Annotated in this window: 14 protein-coding genes and 2 pseudogenes; 11 read left to right on the top strand and 5 right to left on the bottom strand. The window is 72.5% G+C overall.

Going from position 1 to position 20752, the window contains the following annotated elements; all coding sequences use genetic code 11:
- The first annotated feature begins 62 nt into the window (after positions 1-62).
- The gene (locus tag GA0070216_RS08410) at positions 63-1520 is read left to right on the top strand and encodes a M1 family metallopeptidase (protein ID WP_091241774.1); all 1458 of its coding nucleotides are present in this window, start codon (positions 63-65) and stop codon (positions 1518-1520) included.
- An 85-nt stretch (positions 1521-1605) separates the two neighbouring features.
- On the opposite strand, the gene GA0070216_RS08405 is transcribed toward GA0070216_RS08410, so the two are convergent.
- Positions 1606-2724 carry an LCP family protein gene (locus GA0070216_RS08405; protein ID WP_091241771.1) on the bottom strand — a complete coding sequence of 373 codons (1119 nt, stop codon included), beginning with the start codon at positions 2722-2724 and terminating at the stop codon, positions 1606-1608.
- A gap of 130 nt (positions 2725-2854) precedes the next feature.
- Between GA0070216_RS08405 and GA0070216_RS08400 the strand changes: the two genes are divergently transcribed.
- Both GA0070216_RS08400 and guaA read left to right on the top strand, forming a co-directional pair.
- Positions 2855-4564: an FAD-dependent oxidoreductase gene (locus GA0070216_RS08400; protein ID WP_091241767.1), complete on the top strand. Its 1710-nt coding sequence runs from the start codon at positions 2855-2857 to the stop codon at positions 4562-4564.
- A gap of 68 nt (positions 4565-4632) precedes the next feature.
- On the top strand, positions 4633-6189 hold the full coding sequence (gene guaA / locus GA0070216_RS08395) for a glutamine-hydrolyzing GMP synthase (protein WP_091241764.1): 1557 nt from the start codon (positions 4633-4635) through the stop codon (positions 6187-6189).
- A 7-nt stretch (positions 6190-6196) separates the two neighbouring features.
- Here the strand turns inward: guaA and GA0070216_RS08390 are convergent, their stop codons facing one another.
- Positions 6197-6607: a PspC domain-containing protein gene (locus tag GA0070216_RS08390; protein ID WP_091241761.1), complete on the bottom strand. Its 411-nt coding sequence runs from the start codon at positions 6605-6607 to the stop codon at positions 6197-6199.
- Between the two features lie 144 nt (positions 6608-6751).
- On the opposite strand from GA0070216_RS08390, the pseudogene GA0070216_RS08385 reads away from it, so the two are divergent.
- The 3 genes and pseudogenes from GA0070216_RS08385 to GA0070216_RS08375 all read left to right on the top strand — a co-directional run bounded on the left by GA0070216_RS08385 (position 6752) and on the right by GA0070216_RS08375 (position 10097).
- Positions 6752-7701 (top strand): annotated as a pseudogene (locus tag GA0070216_RS08385) (NUDIX domain-containing protein).
- 135 nt (positions 7702-7836) lie between these two features.
- Positions 7837-8820: an NUDIX domain-containing protein gene (locus tag GA0070216_RS08380; protein WP_091241758.1), complete on the top strand. Its 984-nt coding sequence runs from the start codon at positions 7837-7839 to the stop codon at positions 8818-8820.
- 347 nt (positions 8821-9167) lie between these two features.
- The gene (locus GA0070216_RS08375) at positions 9168-10097 is read left to right on the top strand and encodes a CDP-alcohol phosphatidyltransferase family protein (RefSeq protein WP_091241755.1); all 930 of its coding nucleotides are present in this window, start codon (positions 9168-9170) and stop codon (positions 10095-10097) included.
- A 64-nt stretch (positions 10098-10161) separates the two neighbouring features.
- Here GA0070216_RS08375 and GA0070216_RS08370 read toward each other — a convergent pair whose 3' ends face one another.
- The 3 genes and pseudogenes from GA0070216_RS08370 to GA0070216_RS08360 form a co-directional block, all read right to left on the bottom strand.
- Entirely contained in the window at positions 10162-11409 is a 1248-nt protein-coding gene (locus GA0070216_RS08370) for a phosphatidylserine decarboxylase (RefSeq protein WP_091241751.1), read from the bottom strand.
- Positions 11410-11869: 460 nt separating this feature from the next.
- Positions 11870-12127 (bottom strand): annotated as a pseudogene (locus GA0070216_RS36370) (hypothetical protein); the annotation flags it as partial.
- On the bottom strand, positions 12124-13731 hold the full coding sequence (locus GA0070216_RS08360) for a PspC domain-containing protein (RefSeq protein ID WP_091241748.1): 1608 nt from the start codon (positions 13729-13731) through the stop codon (positions 12124-12126). The pseudogene GA0070216_RS36370 and the gene GA0070216_RS08360, both read right to left, overlap by 4 nt.
- A 168-nt stretch (positions 13732-13899) precedes the next feature.
- Here GA0070216_RS08360 and GA0070216_RS08355 point away from each other — a divergent pair, with 168 nt between their 5' ends.
- From GA0070216_RS08355 to GA0070216_RS08335, 5 genes are all read left to right on the top strand, one after another.
- Entirely contained in the window at positions 13900-15165 is a 1266-nt protein-coding gene (locus GA0070216_RS08355; protein WP_091241746.1) for an ATP-binding protein, read from the top strand.
- A gap of 16 nt (positions 15166-15181) precedes the next feature.
- Positions 15182-15853, top strand: coding sequence for a response regulator (locus GA0070216_RS08350; RefSeq protein WP_425413140.1), 672 nt, complete (start codon positions 15182-15184; stop codon positions 15851-15853).
- Between the two features lie 169 nt (positions 15854-16022).
- Positions 16023-17219 carry a thioester domain-containing protein gene (locus tag GA0070216_RS08345; RefSeq protein ID WP_091241738.1) on the top strand — a complete coding sequence of 399 codons (1197 nt, stop codon included), beginning with the start codon at positions 16023-16025 and terminating at the stop codon, positions 17217-17219.
- Positions 17220-17954: 735 nt separating this feature from the next.
- Positions 17955-19598: a peptide ABC transporter substrate-binding protein gene (locus GA0070216_RS08340; protein WP_091241734.1), complete on the top strand. Its 1644-nt coding sequence runs from the start codon at positions 17955-17957 to the stop codon at positions 19596-19598.
- 152 nt (positions 19599-19750) lie between these two features.
- Positions 19751-20677 (top strand): ABC transporter permease, encoded by a 927-nt coding sequence (locus GA0070216_RS08335; protein WP_091241731.1) that lies wholly within the window; start codon positions 19751-19753, stop codon positions 20675-20677.
- Positions 20678-20752: the final 75 nt, after the last annotated feature.

Genomic DNA, 20752 nt, shown 5'->3' with positions numbered 1-20752 from the left:
GGGTCGGCCCGCTCGGTAGGCTGCGCGCACGGCGGGGCGGCGAACGGGGGACGAAGGTGGCCATGAGCCGGAACCGGCGCGGCCTCGCGCTGCTGGTGACCGTGGCGCTGGCCCTGGCCGGCTGCACGGCCGACCCGAAGCCCCCGAAGCCCCCGGAGTCCCGGTCCGTCCCGACCCCCGGTGCGACCCCGAGCGTGACCCCCGGCCCGGCCGGTGTCGGCGACCCCTACTTCCCGACCGCCGGCAACAGCGGTTACGACGTCGAGCGGTACACCCTCAAGGTCCGTTACGACCCGGCCCGCGACGAGCTGCGCGGCACCGCCACGGTGCGGGCCACCGCCACCGCCGAGCTGCCCCTGTTCCACCTCGACCTGGCCGGCCTGACGGTCCGTCGGGTCACCGTGGACGGCAGCCCGGCCCGGCACGCCCGGGAGGGCACCGAGCTGGTGGTCACCCCGGCCGCGCCGGTCCGGTCCGGGACGGCGTTCACCGTCGAGGTCGGCTACGACGGGCAGCCGGTGCCGCTGCCCAACGAGGCGATCGGCGAGGGCGGTTGGCTGCACACCGCCGACGGGGCGATCGCGCTCGGCCAGCCCGAGTCGGCGAGCACCTGGTTCCCGGTCAACGACCACCCCTCCGACAAGGCCGCCTACGACGTCGAGATCACCGTGCCCAAGGGGCTGGTCGCGGTCGCCAACGGGGTGCCGCAGGGGCAGCGCCCCGCAGCGGGTGGCTGGACCACGTGGCGCTGGTCCGAGGCGACCCCGATGGCCAGTTACCTGAGCACGGTGGTGATCGGGAAATACCGCACCAGCACCGGCGAACACCGGGGCCGGCCGGTGTTCAGCGCGGTCGCCAGCAGCCTGCCCCGGGGGGCCGCCGACGAGTCGATCGCCGGCACCCTGGCGGTCGCCGACTACCTGGAGACCGTGTTCGGGCCGTACCCGTTCGGGGCGTACGGCGGGGTGGTGGTCGACGAGCCCCGGATCAGGTACGCGCTGGAGACGCAGAGCCGGCCGGTCTACTCGGCCAACTTCTTCCGGACCGGCGTGAACACCGGGGTGGTCGCCCACGAGATCGCCCACCAGTGGTTCGGCGACAGCGTCTCGGTGGCCCGCTGGGAGGACATCTGGCTCAACGAGGGGCTGGCCACGTACGCCGAGTGGCTCTGGGCCGAACACCAGGGCCGGGACACCGCACAGGCCACCTTCGACCAGCAGTACACCGCGTCCGACGACCAGGTCTGGCGGGTGCCGCCGGCCGCGCCCGGGGTGGCGAACCTGTTCAGCGAATCGGTCTACCAGCGGGGCGGGATGACCGTGCACGCGTTGCGGGTGGCGGTCGGCGACGACGCGTTCTTCCGGCTCCTGAAGGCATGGGCGACCGAGAAGCGCAACGGCAACGCCACCACCGCGGAGTTCGTGGCGACCGCCGAGCGGGTCAGCGGGCAGCAACTCGACGACCTCTTCGCCGCCTGGTTGTACGGCACCGAACGCCCGCCGCCCCCGACCCGCCGCTGACCCGCCCTTCGGGCGTCTCGGCTGACCGACTCGACCGCCGGGTGAGTGCGGCTGAGCCGTAGCCGATCAAGGTGGGCGGGACCCCTCAGTTCTTGACCCGCAGCTCGGGGTGGGCGTCCAGATAGGTCTCGGCCTTGCCGGCCTTGAGTGCGGGCAGGAAGCCCTTGCCGACCGGGGTGAGCTGCTCACCCCGGTAGCTGCTGCCCTTGCCCACCCCGTCGCCGGGCAGGCCGACCAGGGTGATCCGGTCGGCGCTCATGCCACCCAGGGCGTACGCCAGGTCGACGATGCGCGGCCCGCCCGCATAGACCAGGGTGTCGCCGAGCGCCGCCACCACCTGCTCCACCCGGTCCGGTTCCCGGGCCAGGTTCTCGCCGAGGATCTTGGCGGCCAACGCCCGGAGGAGCTGCTGCTGGTGCCGCTGCCGGGCGTAGTCGCCGCCGGTGATGTAACGCTGCCGGGAGTAGTCCAGCGCCTGCCAGCCGTTCAGGTGCCGCTCGCCCTTCTCGTAGACCATCTGCGGGCCGGTGTAGCCGCCGCCACCGGGGGCCGGGTCGCGGTACTTGCCGTCCGGCCGGCGGTGCAGCGAGGGGACCCGCTGGTCGACGTAGAGGTCCACCCCGCCGAGGGTGTCGACCAGCCGGTCGAAGCCGTTGAAGGTGATCACCGCACCGGCGTCGAAGCGCAGCCCGGTGTACCCGGCGACCGTGCTGCGCAGCAGCTCGTACCCCTGGGCGGCGCTGGGGTTCTTCGGCTTGCCCGGCACCCGGCTGCCGTAGCTCATCGCGTGGGTGAGCTTGGTCCGGCCGCCCTTGTACCCCGACTTCGGGAACGCCGGGATGTCGACCACCAGATCGCGGGGGAGCGAGAAGAGGTACGCCCGGTCCAGCCCGGCCGGCACGTGCAGCACCAGCACCGAGTCGCCGTGCGGTTCCCAACCGGGCACGCTGACCCGGGTGTCCACCCCGACCAGGAGCAGGTTGAGCGGGCCGGTGATGGCCGCGCCGGGTGGCGGGGTCGGGCTGGGGGTGGGGCTCGGCGTCGGGCTGGCGGTCGTGGCGACCGGCCCGGCCGTACGCCGTGGCCCGTCGTCGCGGACCTGCCGGGTCACCACCAGGGCGACCACCGCCACCAGCACGACACCGACCAGGGTGGCCAGCACCCACACCCATCGTGGGCGTCCCGTTCCGGTTTCCTGAGTCATCGCCCGCCACCCCCGTCTGCACAACGCGTCGACCGGCCCCCTTGGTTGCGGCTGCCGATCGGCGACGGTGAGCATGATCGCGCGAAATCCCGCACTGGCGCGATGGCTACCCGCCGGTAATGATGCGTCCATGCGGTACGACGTGCTCGTCATCGGGTCCGGCTTCGGCGGTAGCGTCACCGCGCTGCGGCTGGCCGAGAAGGGCTACACCGTCGGGGTGCTGGAGGCGGGCCGGCGGTTCGCCGACGACGAGTTCCCGCAGACCTCCTGGCGGCTGCGCCGGTTCCTCTGGGCTCCCCGGCTCGGCTGTTACGGGCTGCAACGGATCACCCTGCTCCGCCCGGCCGACCGGAAGGCCGGCGGCGGTGTGCTGGTGCTCTCCGGCGCCGGGGTGGGCGGCGGCTCCCTGGTCTATGCGAACACCCTCTACGAGCCGCCGGCCGCCTTCTACGCCGACCCGCAGTGGCGCGACGTCACCGACTGGCGGGCCGAACTCGCCCCCCACTACGACCAGGCCAGCCGAATGCTCGGGGTCACCACGTACCCCCGGCACACCGGCGCGGACCGGGCGATGCGGGCGGTGGCCGAGCGGATGGGGGTGGGGCACACCTTCGGGCCCACCCCGGTGGGGGTGCATCTCGGTCGCCCCGGCCAACGGGTGGCGGACCCGTACTTCGGCGGGGCGGGGCCGGAGCGCTCCGGCTGCACGCACTGCGGGTCGTGCATGACCGGCTGCCGGCACGGTGCCAAGAACACCCTGGTCAAGAACTACCTGTGGCTGGCCGAACGGCTCGGCGCGCGGGTCCACCCGCTGACCACGGTCACCGCCGTCCACCCGGCCGCCGACGGCGGCTACCGGGTGCACACCGCGCGGACCGGGGCCTGGCTGCGCCGCCGTCGCCAGGTGTTCCGGGCCGACCAGGTGGTCTTCGCGGCCGGCGCGCTCGGCACCCAGCGGCTGCTGCACGAGATGAGGCAGACCGGGGCGCTGCCCCACCTGTCGGACCGCCTCGGCGAGCTGACCCGCACCAACTCGGAGGCGATCCTCGGCGCGTCGGTCGGCCGTCGGCAGGCCCGGCAACGGGGGCTCGACTTCACCGACGGGGTGGCGATCACCAGCTCGTTCCACCCCGACCCGCAGACCCACGTCGAGCCGGTCCGCTACGGCCGGGGCGCCAACGCGATGGGGCTGCTCCAGTCGCTGCTGGTCGACGGCGGCCCGCACCGGCTCCGGCGCTGGCTGGGCGGCCTGGTCCGGCAGCCCCGGCAGGCCGTCCGGATGCTCTCGGTGCGGCACTGGTCCGAGCGGACCGTGATCGCGCTGGTGATGCAGTCGCTCGACAACTCGTTGACCACCCGCTGGCGGCGGGGGTGGCTGGGTCGGCGGCGGCTGGTCTCCGGCCCGGGGCACGGCACACCGAACCCGACCTGGATCCCGGCCGGCAACCGGGCGGCCCGGCTGCTCGCCGAGGAGATCGACGGCACCCCGGGCGGGGCGCTGACCGAACCGTTCGACATTCCGATGACCGCGCACATCCTCGGCGGGGCGGTGATCGGCGTCAGCCCGGCCGACGGGGTGATCGACCCGTGGCACCGGGTGCACGGCCATCCGGGGCTGCACGTGGTCGACGGGGCGGCGGTCTCGGCGAACCTCGGGGTGAACCCGTCGCTGACGATCACCGCGCAGGCGGAACGGGCGATGTCGTACTGGCCGAACAAGGGCGAACCGGACCCCCGGCCGCCGCTCGGGTCGGCGTACACCCGGGTGGGTGCGGTGCCACCGCGGCACCCGGCGGTCCCGGCGGACGCCCCCGGCGCGCTGCGTCGTGGGCCGCACTGACCGGGTGCGGCACGCCCGGGGGCGGCCCGTGCCCGGGGCGGGTGTGACTGTCGGTAGGCTTTGCGCACATGAGCACGCCTCGCCCAGTCCTCGTGGTGGACTTCGGAGCCCAGTACGCCCAGCTCATCGCGCGCCGGGTGCGCGAGGCGAAGGTCTACTCGGAGATCGTCCCGCACTCCATGCCGGTCGCCGAGATGCTGGCCAAGGACCCGGCCGCGATCATCCTGTCCGGCGGCCCGTCCAGTGTCTACGCCCCGGACGCTCCGCAGATCGACGCCGGGCTGTTCGACGCGGGCGTGCCGGTCTTCGGCATCTGCTACGGCTTCCAGGCGATGGCCCAGGCGCTCGGCGGCACCGTCGCCCGGACCGGCAACCGGGAGTACGGCGGCACCCCGCTGCGTCCCCGGCTGCTCGACCCGGGTGTGCTGCTGCGTGACCTGCCGGCGGACCTGCCGGTCTGGATGAGCCACGGCGACGCGGTGACCGAGGCCCCCGCCGGCTTCACGGTGACCGCCGAGTCGGCGGGCGCGCCGGTCGCCGCCTTCGAGGACCTGGCCGGTCGCCGGGCCGGCGTGCAGTTCCACCCCGAGGTGGGGCACACCGCGCAGGGGCAGGAGATGCTCCGGCGCTTCCTCTACGACATCGCCGGTATCGCGCCCACCTGGACGCCGCAGAACATCATCGACGAGCAGGTGGCCCGGATCCGGGCCCAGGTCGGCGACAAGGAGGTCATCTGCGGCCTGTCCGGCGGGGTGGACTCGGCGGTCGCCGCCGCGCTGGTCCACGAGGCGGTGGGGGACCAGCTCACCTGCGTCTTCGTCGACCACGGCCTGCTGCGTGCCGGTGAGGCCGAGCAGGTCGAGAAGGACTACGTGGCGGCCACCGGCATCAAGCTGAAGGTGGTCGACGCCCAGGAGCGGTTCCTCGGCGCGCTGGCCGGGGTGACCGACCCGGAGCAGAAGCGGAAGATCATCGGCCGCGAGTTCATCCGGGTCTTCGAGGCCGCCGCCCGGGAGATCGCCGCCCACGGTGACGTCGAGTTCCTGGTGCAGGGCACCCTCTACCCGGACGTGGTCGAGTCGGGCGGCGGCACCGGCACCGCCAACATCAAGAGCCACCACAACGTCGGCGGCCTGCCCGACGATCTGAAGTTCGCCCTGGTCGAGCCGCTGCGCACACTGTTCAAGGACGAGGTCCGGGCGCTCGGGCTCCAGTTGGGCCTGCCCGAGGCGATGGTGTGGCGGCACCCGTTCCCGGGGCCTGGCCTGGCCATCCGGATCATCGGCGCGGTCGACCGGGAACGGTTGGCGCTGCTGCGCCAGGCCGACCTGATCGCCCGGGAGGAGCTGACGGCGGCCGGCCTGGACCGGGGCGTCTGGCAGTTCCCGGTGGTGCTCCTGGCCGACGTGCGCAGCGTCGGCGTGCAGGGTGACGGGCGCAGCTACGGGCATCCCGTGGTGCTGCGCCCGGTCTCCAGCGAGGACGCGATGACCGCCGACTGGTCCCGGCTGCCCTACGAGGTGGTGGCCCGGATCTCCACCCGGATCACCAACGAGGTCGCCGAGGTCAACCGGGTGGTCCTGGACGTGACCAGCAAGCCGCCGGGCACCATCGAGTGGGAGTGAGCGGGGCTCAGCCGGCCGTCGGCGGCTGAGGCTCCGGTCGGGGCTGCGCCACCGGCACGCCCGGCTGCGGCGGGGTCGCCGGCTCCGTCGGGTGCGGCCAGGCCGGTGGTTGCGGCCGGGCGGCCGGGCCCGTCGGGTGCGGCCAGCCCGGCGACTGCGGCGGGGTCGCCGGGCCCGTCGGGTGCGGCCAGGCCGGTGCGCCGGCCGGCTCCTCCGGCATCAGGAACCACATGATCGGGTACGCCAGCGCGGCCAGGCCGCCGGTGACCAGGGTCGCCACCGCGAACAACACCCGGACCAGGGTGGGGTCGACGGCGAAGTAGCGGCCGAGGCCACTGGCGACGCCGGCCACCATCCGGTCGGTGGTCGGCCGGCGGAGTTGCTTGTACGGGGCGTGGGGGGTGCTCGTCGAGGTCATGTCTCCACGGTCCGCGCCGACCGCCCCGACGACCTCGGTGACTGCCCCGATCCCTACCCTGATCGATCCCCGAGAGGCCAGCTCTGAGTCAGGAATCCGACTCTTTTCCGCGCTGGTAACGCGATCCGGGGAGAATTTAGCTCCGTGACCACCTTGCTGGAGCCGCTCCGCAGGATCGCGGCATATGCAGTCTGTGCAGATTCAGTCGGCCGAGTGTTACTGGTCCGCGCATCGGAGCGCTCCGGCACCCCCGGCGTATGGTCCCTGCCCGGCGGGGCGGTCGACCACGGCGAGGACCCGAACCACACCGTCGTCCGGGAGACCGCCGCCGAGACGGGGCTCTCGGTCGCCGTCGCCGGCCTGGCGGACGTCCTGGCCGACATGCGCGCCCTGCCCGAGCGACGCATCACCATCCACACCGACCGCCTGATCTACCAGGTGGCAGTGCGCGGCGGCACCCTCACCGACCGGGTCGACCGCTCCACCGACCTGGCCCGCTGGCACACCCTCGACGAGGCGCGGGAGCTGCCGCTGCGGGCCTTCACCGCCCGTGCCCTGGGGCTGCCGACCTCCTCCGCCGACGTGGTCCCCGACGAGGCCCCCGAGTTCCCCTCCTTCTACGCCGTGCCCGGCCCCGACGGGCTGCACCGGGCACAGCGCTTCGCCGCGTACGCGGTGGCCACCGACCCGGCGGGCCGGGTGCTGCTCACCCGGGTCTCCGACGGCTACCCGGGCGCGGGCTGCTGGCACCTGCCGGGCGGCGGCACCGACTACGGCGAGCAGCCGGGCGCGGCGCTGATCCGGGAGCTGGTCGAGGAGACCGGGCAGACGGGTCGTCTCGTCGAGTTGCTCGGGTGGCCAGTCACCGGGACGCCGCCTCACTCGGCCCCGAGGGTTACCCGATCGACTGGCACGGTGTCCGGGCCTTCTACCGGGTGATGGTCGACCAGCCCGCCCCGCCCACCGTCACCGACGTGGGCGGCTCCACCTGTGAGGCCCGCTGGTTCGCCCGCGAGGAGCTGGGCGCCCTGCCCACCGACCGGCTCACCGAGGTCACCGCCGAGGCGGTCCAGGCCGCCCGGCTCACCGCCTGACAGTCCGCCCCTGGACTGCCGCCGGTTCCGTGACCGCCGGCGGCAGACGAGAGCCGGTGCGACGGCACCCGCCCCGCTCGGGCGACCGCTAGCCTCATGATCGACGGGGCGGATCGCGGGGCGGGAGGGTGGGACGTGCAGGAGCGACGACGGATCGCGGCGTACGGCTGGTGTGCGGACGACGCCGGTCGGGTGCTGCTGGCACGCGGGGCGGCGTCCGGCCCGGTGCCGGGGCCCTGGCGACTGCCCGGTGGGAGCGTGCCGCACGCCGAGCATCCGGCCGACACCGTGGTCCGGGAGTTCGGTGACGAGACCGGGCTGGCCGTCGCGGTCGCCGGGTTGCGCGCCGCCGTCGCCGATCTGTCCGCCCTCCGCCTCGGGGCGACCGAGGTGTCGGTGCACACCGACCGATTGGTGTTCAACGTCACGATCCGGGGCGCTCAGCCCGGGCACGCCGGTGACCTCGCGCAGCGGACGCCCCGTCGGGAGGTCGCCGACGGCCCCGACGAGCTGGCCTGGTGCACCCCGCAGGAGACGGCGGCGCTGCCGCTGATGCCGTTCACCGCCGCACTGCTCGGCCTGCCCACCCCATCGCCACCCACCGGCCTGCCCGCCGAGCCGGAGCCGGCCGGGTCGACGTCGTCGGTGGACGAGCCGCCGGTCGGGTCGGAGGCCACCGGCGACCGGCGGCAGCGGTTCTCCGCGTACGGCCTGGTCACCGACCCCGATGAACGGGTGCTGCTCACGATGATCGCGCCCGGCTATCCGGGTGCCGGCCTGTGGCACCTGCCGGGCGGCGGCACCGATCACGGTGAGCAGCCGGTTGACGGTCTGTTACGGGAACTGGTGGAGGAGTCGGGTCAGCGGGGTCGGGTCGATCGCCTGATCTTGGCCGATAATCTGCACAATCCGGCCACGCTCGGCCCCGAGGGGCGGCTGCTGGACTGGCACGGAGTGCGGGTGATCTATCGGGTGCTGGTCGACGAGCCGACCGAGCCGGTGGTCACCGAGCAGGCCGGCGGATCGACGCAGAGCGCCGCCTGGTTCACGTATTCCCAGCTCCGCGGCCTTTTGATGACCGATGTCGCGGTGCTGGCAACCGGACGGTCGGTCGGATGACGGTCGCTCGACGAGCCGACCGTGGGGCGCTCCGGTAAAGTCGGCCCTGCGGTTGGCGAAGAAAACGGGCGATGAAGCCCGAGATGGGAATAAGAAAGCGGTTTGCGCGGTTAAAGGTAGTTACAAGTACCGCCGGCAGCTATCGCCAATCACCAGGCCCCTGTGCAATGGTGTACTCCGCTTGAACGGCTGCCGGGCCAAGAGCGGTCCGGCACGAGACAGCCGGACACCCGCCCGCACGGGCGGCCAGCCGATCCGGTGATGGAGGAAACGTGCCGAGAGCCCCATGGCGCCGGCGTCGTACGACTGACAGTCCGCGCCCCGCAGGGCGTCGCTGGGCGGGCCGGTTGCGCCGCAGCAGCACGTTCGCCCGCCAGGTGCTGCTGGTCCGGGTGGGTCGCCGCGACGGTGACCAGCTCAACGGCACCGACCTGGTCCTTCCCGAGCACCGCGTCGACCGGCAGCGCCGCCGTTACGGTTTCGACCGTCGGGGGGTCACCCTCGGCCGCGCCGAGATCGAGGCGGTCGTGCCGGTCAGCCCGGCGCTGGGCCCCACCGCCCCGGTCGACGAGTCGCCGGCGATGGCGATCCCGCTGCTCCCCGGTGCGCGTACCCCCGCCCGGCGGATGAAGTTCGCGCTGGTCAACGCCTGTACCCTGGCCAGCCTGGTGCTCGGCATCAACGCCATCTTCGTCGCCATGCACGGCCAGCCCCGGCTCGCGGCACTCCTCCTGATCGCCTGCGTCGTCTTCGACGGCCTGGACGGCGCGCTCGCCCGCAAGTTCGGCGTGGCCAGCCCGTTCGGCGCCCAGATGGACTCGCTGGCCGACATGTGCTCCTTCGGACTCGCCGCCCCGGTGGTGGTCTACGCCTCGCTCGCCGGATCGGCCCCCACCGCCGCAGCCGCGGTCGCGGCGGCCCTCGTCGCGTCCTGCGCCGCGATCCGGCTCGCCCGGTTCAATGTCTCGCCCAAGGACGGCCGGTTCTTCTGCGGCGTACCCACGACCATGGCGGCGGCGGTGCTCGCGCTCACCGTGGCCATCGGGCTGCCGCTGCCGGCGACCGTGCAGATCGGCGGGGTGGCGCTGCTGGCCTTCGCGATGGTCTCCAGCTTCCCGTACGCCAAGCTGGCCCGGCTGGTCAAGCTGCCGCCGTGGCTCTGGCTGGCCCCGGTCGTCGGCGCGCTGGTCGACATCCGGCTCACCTTCGCCCTCGTGGTGGTGGCCTACCTGGTCAGCGGGCCGCTGCTCTGGCTGCACCAGCGCCGCACCGCCTGACCCGTCTGTAGCTACGCAACAGGGGCGCCGCGACCGCGGCGCCCCTGTTCGCGTCGGCGTCGACTCAGCTCCAGCGGGCGATGACCGAGGAACCGCCGACCACCTTGTCGCCGGGGCCGACCAGTGGCGCGGCGGCGTCGGCCGGCAGGTAGACATCGGTACGGGAGCCGAACCGGATCAGCCCGAACCGCTCGCCCCGGGCCAGCAGCGCCCCCACCGGCGCCCGCTGGACGATCCGTCGGGCGATCAGCCCGGTCCGCTGGGCCACCACCACCGTGCCGTGCGCGGTGTCCAGCACCGTGTAGGCCGCGACGTTGTGCTCCGCGTCCGGCTTCATCGCGTTGACGAAGCCGCCGTCGGCGACGAAGTAGTCCACCACCTTGCCGGCCACCGGCGCGCGGTTGACGTGCACGTCCAGCACCGACAGGAAAACCGCGATCCGCAGCCACTCACCGTCGCCGAACCGCTCGTCGTGCAGCCGCTGCACCGAGAGCACCTGACCGTCCGCGGCGGCGACCACCGCCGAGGGGTCCTCCGGCACGTCCCGCTGCGGGTCCCGGAAGAACGCGGCCACCGGGACGGCGGCGAGCGCCGGCACCAGCCACAACTTCGACTTCGGCCGGACGACCCGGGCGACGGCGGCCAGGCCGAGCGCGATGCCGGCCGCCGCGACCCCGTTCGAGTCGATGTGCATGCCCCGGGTCAGCGGCACGCTCGACGGCCGGTACGCCGGGGCGAGCTGGTCGGCCGACGCGGCGCTGGCCGGGGTGAACCGCAGGTGGTGCACCCGGACCGGCGGGGAGTTACGTAGCACCAGGTCGGTGCGGACACCGTGCAGCACGCCGTGCCGGTCCAGCTCGGCGGCCGCCCCGTCGGTGCGGAACACCGGTGCGGCGACGCTCAGCACCGCGCCGTCGGTGAGGTACTTGGTGAGACCGTCGACGGCGTCGCGGGTCTCCTCGTCGGTGCCGGTGAACGGCTCGGCGGCGATGACCAGCTCGGCAGCGTCCGCCTCGGCGAGGGAGTCGACCACCCGGACCCGGTCGGCGACCCAGCGGCCCTGGGCCGTCACGTGTTCGCGCAGCGTGGCGGCGTCGGTCGTCGCGGCCGGCACGACGGTCAACGTGTCGCCCGGCAGCAGCGCGTCGATCGCCGCGGCGAGGACCGCGGCCCCGGGGGCGGCACCCACCAGCAGGGCGGCCTTCGGGTCGTTGCGCCGGGCGAGTTCGGCGACGAGGGTACGGGCGGCACGCTCGCCGATGCGGACCGGACCGGGCGGACCGGAGGGGCGCACGGCGGGGGACTGGGTCATGTCGGGCGGGCTCCTGACGGGGTAGAGACGGACGTCGCGGCGGGACCGCCTCGGACGCCCGGACGAGGCGCATCCGGGCCGGTGCCGGGGCACCTGTTGCGCGGGCACCGGCGGAGCCCGACGACGTGGCGCGGCCGGCGGAGGCGGGATCTCCCCCGGCCAGCATACGAGCCGTCGGACGCCGCCCGCACCGGTGCGGTCAGCTGGATGCCCCCGGAGGGGTGCCCGGTGGGCCGGTGACCGGGGGCACCACCAGCTCGCCCGTCGGCCGCAACTGCGCACCCTCGTCGTCCGGCCGGTCCGGCTCGCCTCGCTGGTCCCACCCGTGCTGCTGGCCGGGCTCGCGTGCCGGATCGCCGAGGTGCAGTTCGGCGGTGTCCCGCCAGTCGGCCCGCTCGTCGTCCCCACCCGGCGGTCCGCTCACCGGTCCGCTCACCGAGCCGGTCGGGGGTCCGCTCACGGGTCCGCCCACCGGGCCGGTTGGCGCGAGGGCCGCCTCACCGCCGGCGGCGGCGGGTGCCGGTCGGTCCGGGGTACGGGCCGACCGCACCGCACCGACCAGGCCGAGCACTCCGATGAACACCAGCGCGCCGGCCAGGAACCAGCCCACCGCGGGTAGGGCCAACCCGAGGATCTGGGCGAGCAGCCACCAGAGGGAGAGCCCGACGAAGATCAGTCCAAAGACGAACGACACCAGATCGGTGCGATGGCCCTTCACCGGATCACCTCCAGATTGCCCGCGTTGACGTGGACGGTGAGCCGCAGCGTGCCGCCGCCGGCCCCGTCCAGGCCCGGATCGGTGACCTGGCGTCCCTGCCCCTCCATCCCGGAGGTACGCCGCCCGAACACGGTGGCCTCCCCGGCCTTGACGTTGGTCACCGCCGTGACGTCCACGTTCGGCGGCACCACGATGGTGGCCTCCCCGAAGTTGACCACCACGGTGAGGTCGGTGTCCCGCTTGTCGAAGTCCACCGCGCGCAGGTCCAGGGTCGCGTCACCGAAGCTGTTCTCGTAGCGGTCGGCGAGGTCCTGGTAACTGGTCGGCGCCCAGGTGACCGCCCCGTCGACGCCCCGGACCCGGTCGTAGGACTCGGCGACCGTGGCGACACCGAGGGCGGCGGCGGCGACCAGACCGAGGGCGATCAGCCAGCGGGCCCGGCCGAACCAGGTGCCCACCAGCAGCCCGAGCCCGATGGTGGCGAGCACCGCCGCGAAGTAGCCGGCGGCGCTGATCGGGAAGACGTCCAGCAGGTCCAGGATGGCGACCACGCCGAGAGCCAGGAAGATCAGCGAGAAGGTCGCGGCACCCAGCGCCGACCGCTCCTTCGGCTTCTTCGGCGGCTTGACCCGGGGCGCGGGCGGCACCGGCGGGGGATTTCCCCCGGCGTACGGGCCGTGCGGGGCGAACGGCGGCCGGTAGCCCGTACCGGGCGGTGGTGGGACGGTGACCGGTGCGGCGGTGGGTCCACCGGTCACCGGTGGGCGGGGCGGCCAGTTCGGTGCGTCCGCCCGGGTCGTCGTGAGTGTCATCGGCGCGGCCGGCGGCCAGGCCGGTAGCGGGGCGGTGCTGGTCTGCGCCGGCCAGCCCACCTGTTCGCCGGTGCGGGCCGGCGGCCACCCCGTGGGCAGTCCGCCACGACCCGGCGGGAACGGGAGCACCGGTGCGGCAGTTGCCGCCGGGGTGAACGGGGCCGGCGCCGGCCAGCCCACCGGGGGCACCAGCCCGGGTGGGGTGGCCGGACCGGGCGCCGGACCGGCGGCCGGGGCACCGGACCGGCTATCCCGGTTGAGCAGCAGCGCGCCGCCGATGAGGATCGCCGCGCCCAGCAGCACCGCCCGGAACGCATCGGTGACGATGTACCCGAAGCCGACCGCGACCGTGATGGTCAGCACGATCACGGTGATCGGGGACATGCTCGACCGGCCCCGCCCGAGCATCGACTCCAGCGGTGAGGCGCTGTCACCCTCGCCCGGGATGATCAGCCAGGCGGCCACGTAGACCAGGATGCCGACCCCGCCGAAGAACCCGAGCACGGCGAGCAGCACCCGCCACAGCACCGGGTCGGTGTTGGTGGCCCGGCCGATGGCCGCGCAGACTCCGGCCAGGTAACGGCCGTCGCGGGGCCGGACCAGGCCGTACCGTGAGGTGAAGCTGGCACCTCCGGACGGCGGTGGGTATCCCCCGGGTGGTCTCGGCGCGTCGTCGCCCCCCGTGGGCGACGTGGGCGCCGTCGGGGGCGGCCCGGCGGCGGAGCCGGGCGGCGGCATACCACCCGGTGCGGCCACCGGAGGGTACGGCGGCGGGGCGGGGTCCTCGGTCATGACTCGATCCTGCGGCGTCGCCGGGCCGAGTTACCTCCGGAACCGACCCTGACCCCACCCTGAGATCCCGGCGGGCGGATGTCCGGGGCGTCCCCGTGGTCGGCGCCGTCCCCCACGTGTGACGATCGGAGCGGCACCGTACGCCATGGTGCCCATCCGCCACCCACCGTGACCAGGGAGTCTCCGATCAGCGTCGTGACCCCGCCGCCGCGTCTCTACCGGGCGCCCGAGCACCGGCTGGCCGCCGGTGTGGCCGCCGGCATCGCCGACCACCTCGGCATCTCGGTGCTGCGGGTACGCGTCGCCTTCATGGTGCTGCTCGGGCTCAGCGGACTGGGGCTGCTGCTCTATGCGGCGTTCTGGGCGGTGGTGCCGCTGCGGCCGGGTGACACCGCCACGCCGCCCCGGCGCGACCCCGGGCAGTTGCTGCCGTTCGTGGCGATCGGCCTCGGGGTGCTGCTGGTCCAGGTGCTGGTCTTCGACTCGGTCGGCGCGGCGGGCACCGCCGGCTGGCTGGTGGCGATCATCGCGGTCGGCGCCGGGGTGATCTGGCACCAGTCCGCGCCGGAGCGCCGCCGCCAGTGGAGCGGGTCGATGCCGGTGCCGTGGCTCGGCGCGGTGGTGGAGGAGAGCGACCGGCGGGCCTTCGTGCTCCGCTTCGCCGGTGGCGCGGTGCTGGTCGCCGTCGGCATCATCGGCGTGGCGGCGGTCTACTCCCCGGTGCAGAACCTCGACGCGGTGGTCAACGGGGTGATCTTCGCGCTGGTCGGGCTGGTCGGCGTCGGGGTGGTGGCCGCACCGGTGCTGTGGCGCACGTGGAACCAGCTCCGCTCGGAACGGGAGGGGCGCATCCGCGAGCAGGAACGCGCCGAGTTGGCCGCCATGGTGCACGACCAGGTGCTGCACACCCTCGCCCTGATCCAGCGCAACGCCAGCGACGTCAAGACGGTGCAGCGCCTGGCCCGGGGTCAGGAACGGTCGTTGCGCAACTGGCTCTACAAGCCGACCGCGTCACCGACCGAGCGTTTCGCGGCGGCCCTGGAACAGGCCGCCGCCGAGGTGGAGGACACCTTCGCGATCACCGTCGAGGCGGTGGTGGTGGGCGACCGGGAGACCGACGAACGGGTCGGCGCGCTGGTGGCGGCGGCCCGGGAGGCGTTGGTCAACGCCGCCCGCCACGCCGGGGTGCAGACGGTGTCGCTCTATGCCGAGGTCGAGCCGGAGCAGGTGAGCGTCTTCGTCCGGGACCGGGGAAAGGGCTTCGACCCGGATACCGTGGAGGATCACCGGCACGGCGTCCGAGGGTCGATCATCGGACGGATGAAGCGGCACGGTGGCCGGGCGGAGATCCGTTCCGAGCCCGGAGAGGGGACGGAGGTCCGGTTGATGCTGCCGATCACCGGCACCGGCTCCACGGCGGAAAGGGACAGCTGAGATGGCGGAGCAGTCGATGGAACCGGGTTCGGACGCCCCGGCACGGGTGGAGCGGTTGCGGGTCTTCCTCGTCGACGACCACGCCATGTTCCGGGCCGGGGTGCGGGCCGAGTTGGGCGCGCACGTCGAGGTGGTGGGGGAGGCGAGCACGGTCGCCGAGGCGGTTGCCCGGATCGCCGCGACCGGGCCGGACGTGGTGCTGCTGGACGTGCACATGCCCGATGGTGGTGGACGGGCGGTGCTGGACGCGATGCGCCGCAGCCACCCGCAGGTGAAGTTCCTGGCGCTGAGCGTGTCCGATGCCGCCGAGGACGTGATCGGGCTGATCCGGGCGGGTGCCCGGGGCTACGTGACCAAGACCATCTCCCCGGACGAGTTGACCGACGCGATCCGCCGGGTGGCCGACGGTGACGCCGTGTTCAGCCCTCGGCTGGCCGGTTTCGTGCTGGACGCCTTCGCGGCCCGGCCGGACGCCCCGGTCGCCGACCCCGAGCTGGACCAGCTCACCAACCGCGAGCGCGAGGTGCTGCGCCTGCTCGCCCGCGGGTACGCGTACAAGGAGATCGCCAAGGAGCTGTTCATCTCGATCAAGACGGTCGAGACGCACGTGTCGAACGTGCTGCGCAAGCTCCAGATGTCCAACCGGTACGAGCTGTCCCGCTGGGCGGCGGACCGACGACTCGTCTGACACTCCTCATTCCGGGAGCATCGCCCCAGGGGCTGACAAGAGATCAATTCGTGTCGCATAATGCCCCGTCGCCTTCGCGCGTGCGGGTGGTGTCACGACCCCGCGGGACGGCGACGCATGCAGGCCCGCCGGGAGCGGGCCCACCCCTGGGGAGAGGTGCACGGAACTGATGTTCGGAAAACGAGGACGACGCTGGGCGGGGCTCGCCGCGGCGCTCGTCACCGGTGGCGCGCTGGTGCTCGCCGCAGCCGGGCCGGCCGCCGCGGAACCGGCCACGAAGGGTGTGGCCCGCGCGGTGCCGGGCACCGCCGTCACGTTGAAGCTCAACGGCCGGGCGCAGAAGACCTCGGCGTTGGCCCTGGAGCTGAAGGACGGCACCGTGCCGGTCTTCTGCATCGACTTCCACACCCCGGTGGCCCGCGACGGCGAGTACGCCGAGGGCACCTGGAGCCAGTCGGAGGTGAAGAACCTCGGCCGGGTGCAGTGGGTGCTCACCCACGGCTACCCCAACGCCGACCGGACGAAGCTGCTCGCCGCTGCCGGGGCCACCCTGCCCGGCGGGCTGCCGGACTCCCGGCGTGACGCGCTGCTCTACTTCGGCACCCAGACTGCCGTCTGGCACTTCAGCGACGGCATCAGCCTGGGCGACTGGGAGCGCGGGCTGACCGCCGCCGCCGAGTACGACGTGATCCGGCGGGTCCACGACTACCTGGTGCGCAACGCCACCGACCAGCCGGAGCCGAAGGCGGAGCTGAGCCTCGACCCGGCGTCGGCCACCGCGACCACCGGTGGTCGGGCTGGGCCGTTCACCGTGCACGGGCCGGCCGGGGAGATCACGCTGAAGGTCGAGGGCGGGACCGCGGTCGACGCCGAGGGCCGTCCGGTCGGCACCACCACCAACGGCGGCCGGTTCTGGCTGACCGCCACCGCCGCCGGCCGGGTGACCGTGACCGTCGCCGCCCCGGACTCGGTCTCCTTCGGGCGGGTCTTCCTCTTCTCCGGCGGCAAGAACGCCAAGCAGAAGCTGATCCTGGGTGGGAGCACCGGCACCTCGGTGACCGCCGACGCGGCGGCGAGCTTCGCGGCCGCCCCCGCCTCACCGTCGCCGTCGTCGTCCACCCCGTCCGGGTCGCCGTCGCCTTCCCCGTCGCCCTCGGCCGCGTCGCCGTCGCCGTCCGCCCCGGCCGAGTCCTCGTCGCCGCCGGCCAGCCCGGCCCCGTCGACCTCGCCGGCCAGCAGCGGCGGCGGGCTGCCGTTGACCGGTTCGCCGATCGCGATGGCCGCCCTGGCCGGGATGGCGCTGCTCGCCTTCGGTGCGGTGGCCGTGCTGGTGGTCCGTCGCCGCAAGGTCCGCTTCACCGTCTGAGGCACGGATACCTCCGGCCCCGGCACCCGATGGTGCCGGGGCCGGCCCCTTTCCGGATCGCCCGCCCGGGCCGATCGACGCCCGGTGCCGCCCGGGTGGCCCGGTGTTCCGGCCTTTGAGGGGCCGTCGGCGGGCCGGAACACCGGTCGGTGTCCGCTCGGATTCGGACATGCGAACTGGCTGTCTTCGGCCGCCTGGCTGGGACTTTGCTCCGGCTGGCGGAAGTCGACCTCATCCGGTCGGGCAGAAACGGGTGACGCACGGTGGACGTGGACGCACGTCGAGCGGGCGGCGGGAAAGCTCACACTGCTGACGCGGCGGTCACCTCCCGGTGGAGCGGACTTGCTGTCTTTCCTGCTCAGAGCGGTATGACCAGGGCATCTCATGATCTTTTCTCAAGTATCGGCAACATGGCGGGCAACTAACGGCTTGATAACGGCACCTTCACGTAATGGGCCGGTGGGTGTCACAGTGGCAGCACCTCACCCCTGACGTGAGGCACCCGTGTGTCCCGGCCGACCACGTCACCGCTGCCTCCGGCACGGATCGTGGTCGTCGAGCCTGCCCGGGAGCCGAGTGCGGGAGTGTGGTGGCCCGGCGGATCGGTACCCCTGGGGTGTCCCGATTTCTCTGCGGTAACCGGTGATCTGCAACACATGATCGCCGTGCGGTGTCACCCCCCAACGTGCGTGAAACCCACGACGGAACCAGGTTAGAAAGAGGAGGCCCCTCGGAATGAGAGTCTCGAAGCGGGCGAGCGGCGCCATCGCGATGGGTGCGGCGTTCGCGCTCATCGCGTCCGGCTGCTCCAGCGGTAACGACGACGAAGGCGGCACCAGCGCCAACAGCTCGGACGGTGCCATCGTCGTCGACGGCACCGAGCCGGAGAACCCCCTGGTTCCGGCGAACACCACCGAGACCGGTGGCGGCAAGATCATCGACTGGCTCTGGACCGGCCTGGTCGAGTACCCGAACAACGGTGGTGCGCCGCAGAACGCGCTGGCCGAGTCGATCGAGACGAGCGACTCCAAGGTCTACAAGATCAAGATCAAGCAGAACACGAAGTTCCACGACGGCACCGTCGTCAAGGCCAAGAACTTCGTGGACGCCTGGAACTGGGGCGCGTACTCGCCGAACGGCGCGCAGAACGCCAGCTTCTTCGCCGACATCGACGGCTTCGCCGACGTCAACACCTCCGACCCGGACGGTGACGGCCCGAAGAAGGCGCCCGAGCCCAAGGCCAAGGAGATGTCCGGCCTCAAGGTCGTCGACGACTGGAACTTCGAGGTCACGCTCGCCGCGCCGACCGCCGTGTTCCCGACCAAGCTCGGCTACAGCACCTTCATGCCGCTGCCGGACGCCTTCTTCTCGCAGGGCGCCGAGGCATTCGGCAAGAAGCCGATCGGCAACGGCCCGGTCAGCTTCGTCTCGTGGGAGAACAACGTCGCGATCAAGCTGACGCGGTTCGACGACTACAACCTGCGCGACAAGATGAAGATCAAGGACGTCAACGTCAAGATCTACCAGGACGACACGGCGGCCTACAACGACCTGGTCTCCAACAACCTGGACTTCCAGCAGCAGGTGCCGGTCTCCTCGCTGGCCGGTGACAACTGGAAGAACGACCTGGGCGACCGGGCGATCTCGTCCACCACGCCGTCCACCGGCATCATCGCGTTCCCGATCTACGACAAGCGCTTCCAGAACCCGAAGCTGCGTAAGGCGATCTCGCTGTCGGTCAACCGGCAGGAGATCACCGACAAGATCTTCTTCGGTAACCGCAAGCCGGCCGACAGCTGGGCCAACCCGCTGACCCCGGGCGCCAAGCCGGGCAACTGCACCGCCTGCCAGTTCAAGCCGGACGAGGCCAAGCAGCTCCTGGCCGAGGCCGGTGGCTTTACCGGTCAGCTGAAGATGTACTACAACGCCGACGCCAGCCACAAGGACTGGATGGAGGCCGTCGCGGGGCAGGTCAAGAACACCCTGGGCATCGACGCGGTCGCCGTCGGTGTGCCGACCTTCGCGGTCTTCCGGCAGAACATCAACGCCCACAAGATGGACGGCGCCTACCGGGCCGGTTGGCAGCAGGACTACCCGGACGTGGAGAACTGGATCAACCCGCTCTACGTGACCGGTGGCTCCTCGAACGACGGTCTCTACAGCAACCCCGAGGTGGACGCCCTGGCCAAGCAGGCCAGCTCCGCCCCGAGCCTGGAGGCCTCGCACGAGCTGTTCGCCAAGGCGGTCGAGAAGATCGACCAGGACGTTCCGACGATGCCGATCTACTTCGGTGGCCAGCAGTCCGGCCACTCGGTGAAGATCAAGAAGATGGAGCTGTCCAACGTCGGCGAGCTCGACATCACCTCCGTCGAGCTCTGATCCGTTCGGTCTGACCCCGGGTCGGGCTCGCCTACCGGTGAGCCCGACCCGGGGCCGTTCCGCGAGCGGGTGCACCACACCCCTCGCCACGTTCTCGCCACCCGTGTCGGCGGCACCCCGCCCGGCACGCCCCTTGTCAGGAGGACCACCCCATGGGCCGTTATCTGGTGAGACGGCTGCTCCAACTCGTACCGGTCTTCATCGGGACGACGCTGATGATCTACCTGCTGGTGTGGAAGGTCCCCGGGGACCCGTTCGCCGGCAAGTGCGGTGACCGTGGCTGCCCCGAAAACTACCGGGCCATGATGACCGAGAAGTTCCAGCTGGATCAGCCCTGGTTCGTGCAGTACGCCACCTACATGAAGAACCTCCTGCAAGGGGACTTCGGTACCACCTGGTCGGGCCGTGAGGTGGGCGACATCATCGCCACCGCCTACCCGAACACCCTCAAGCTGGCCGCGATGGCCCTGGTCATCGAGGCGGTCATCGGTCTCACCGCCGGCGTCCTCACCGGCCTGCGCCGCAACGGTTTCCTGGACAACCTGGTCCTGGTCTCCACGCTCTTCCTGATCGCGCTGCCGGTCTTCGTGGTCGGTTTCGTGCTCCAGTGGTTCTTCGGCGTCAAGTGGGGCATCGTCACGCCGACCGTCTCCAACGAGATGCGGCTCACCGAGTTGATCCTCCCCGGCTTCGTGCTGGGCAGCGCGTCGATGGCGTACATCGCCCGGGTGTCGCGGACCAGCATCGCCGAGAACCGTCGCGCCGACTACGTGCGTACCGCGATCGCCAAGGGGTTGCCGATGCGCCGGGTGGTCGGCATCCACCTGCTGCGCAACTCGCTGATCCCGGTGGTCACCCTGCTCGGCACCGACCTCGGTGCCCTGATGGGCGGCGCGATCATCACCGAGGGCATCTTCGGCATCAACGGCGTCGGCCGCACCGTGCTGCGGGCGATCGTCACCAAGGAGAGCGCTACCGTTGTCTCCATCGTCGTCGTCCTGGTGCTCGTCTACCTGCTGATGAACCTGGTGGTGGACCTGCTCTACGCCGCGCTGGACCCGAGGATCCGCTATGAGTGAGCACAGCAGCGAACGAATCGTCATTGCAGTGCGCGCGGGCAACCAGGCCGGCGCCGAGCGCAGCGAGGTGCAGGC

Origin of the sequence: Micromonospora matsumotoense (assembly GCF_900091525.1) — a bacterium.
Taxonomy (GTDB): domain Bacteria; phylum Actinomycetota; class Actinomycetes; order Mycobacteriales; family Micromonosporaceae; genus Micromonospora; species Micromonospora matsumotoensis.
This window is presented reverse-complemented; position numbering and strand designations above follow the sequence as displayed.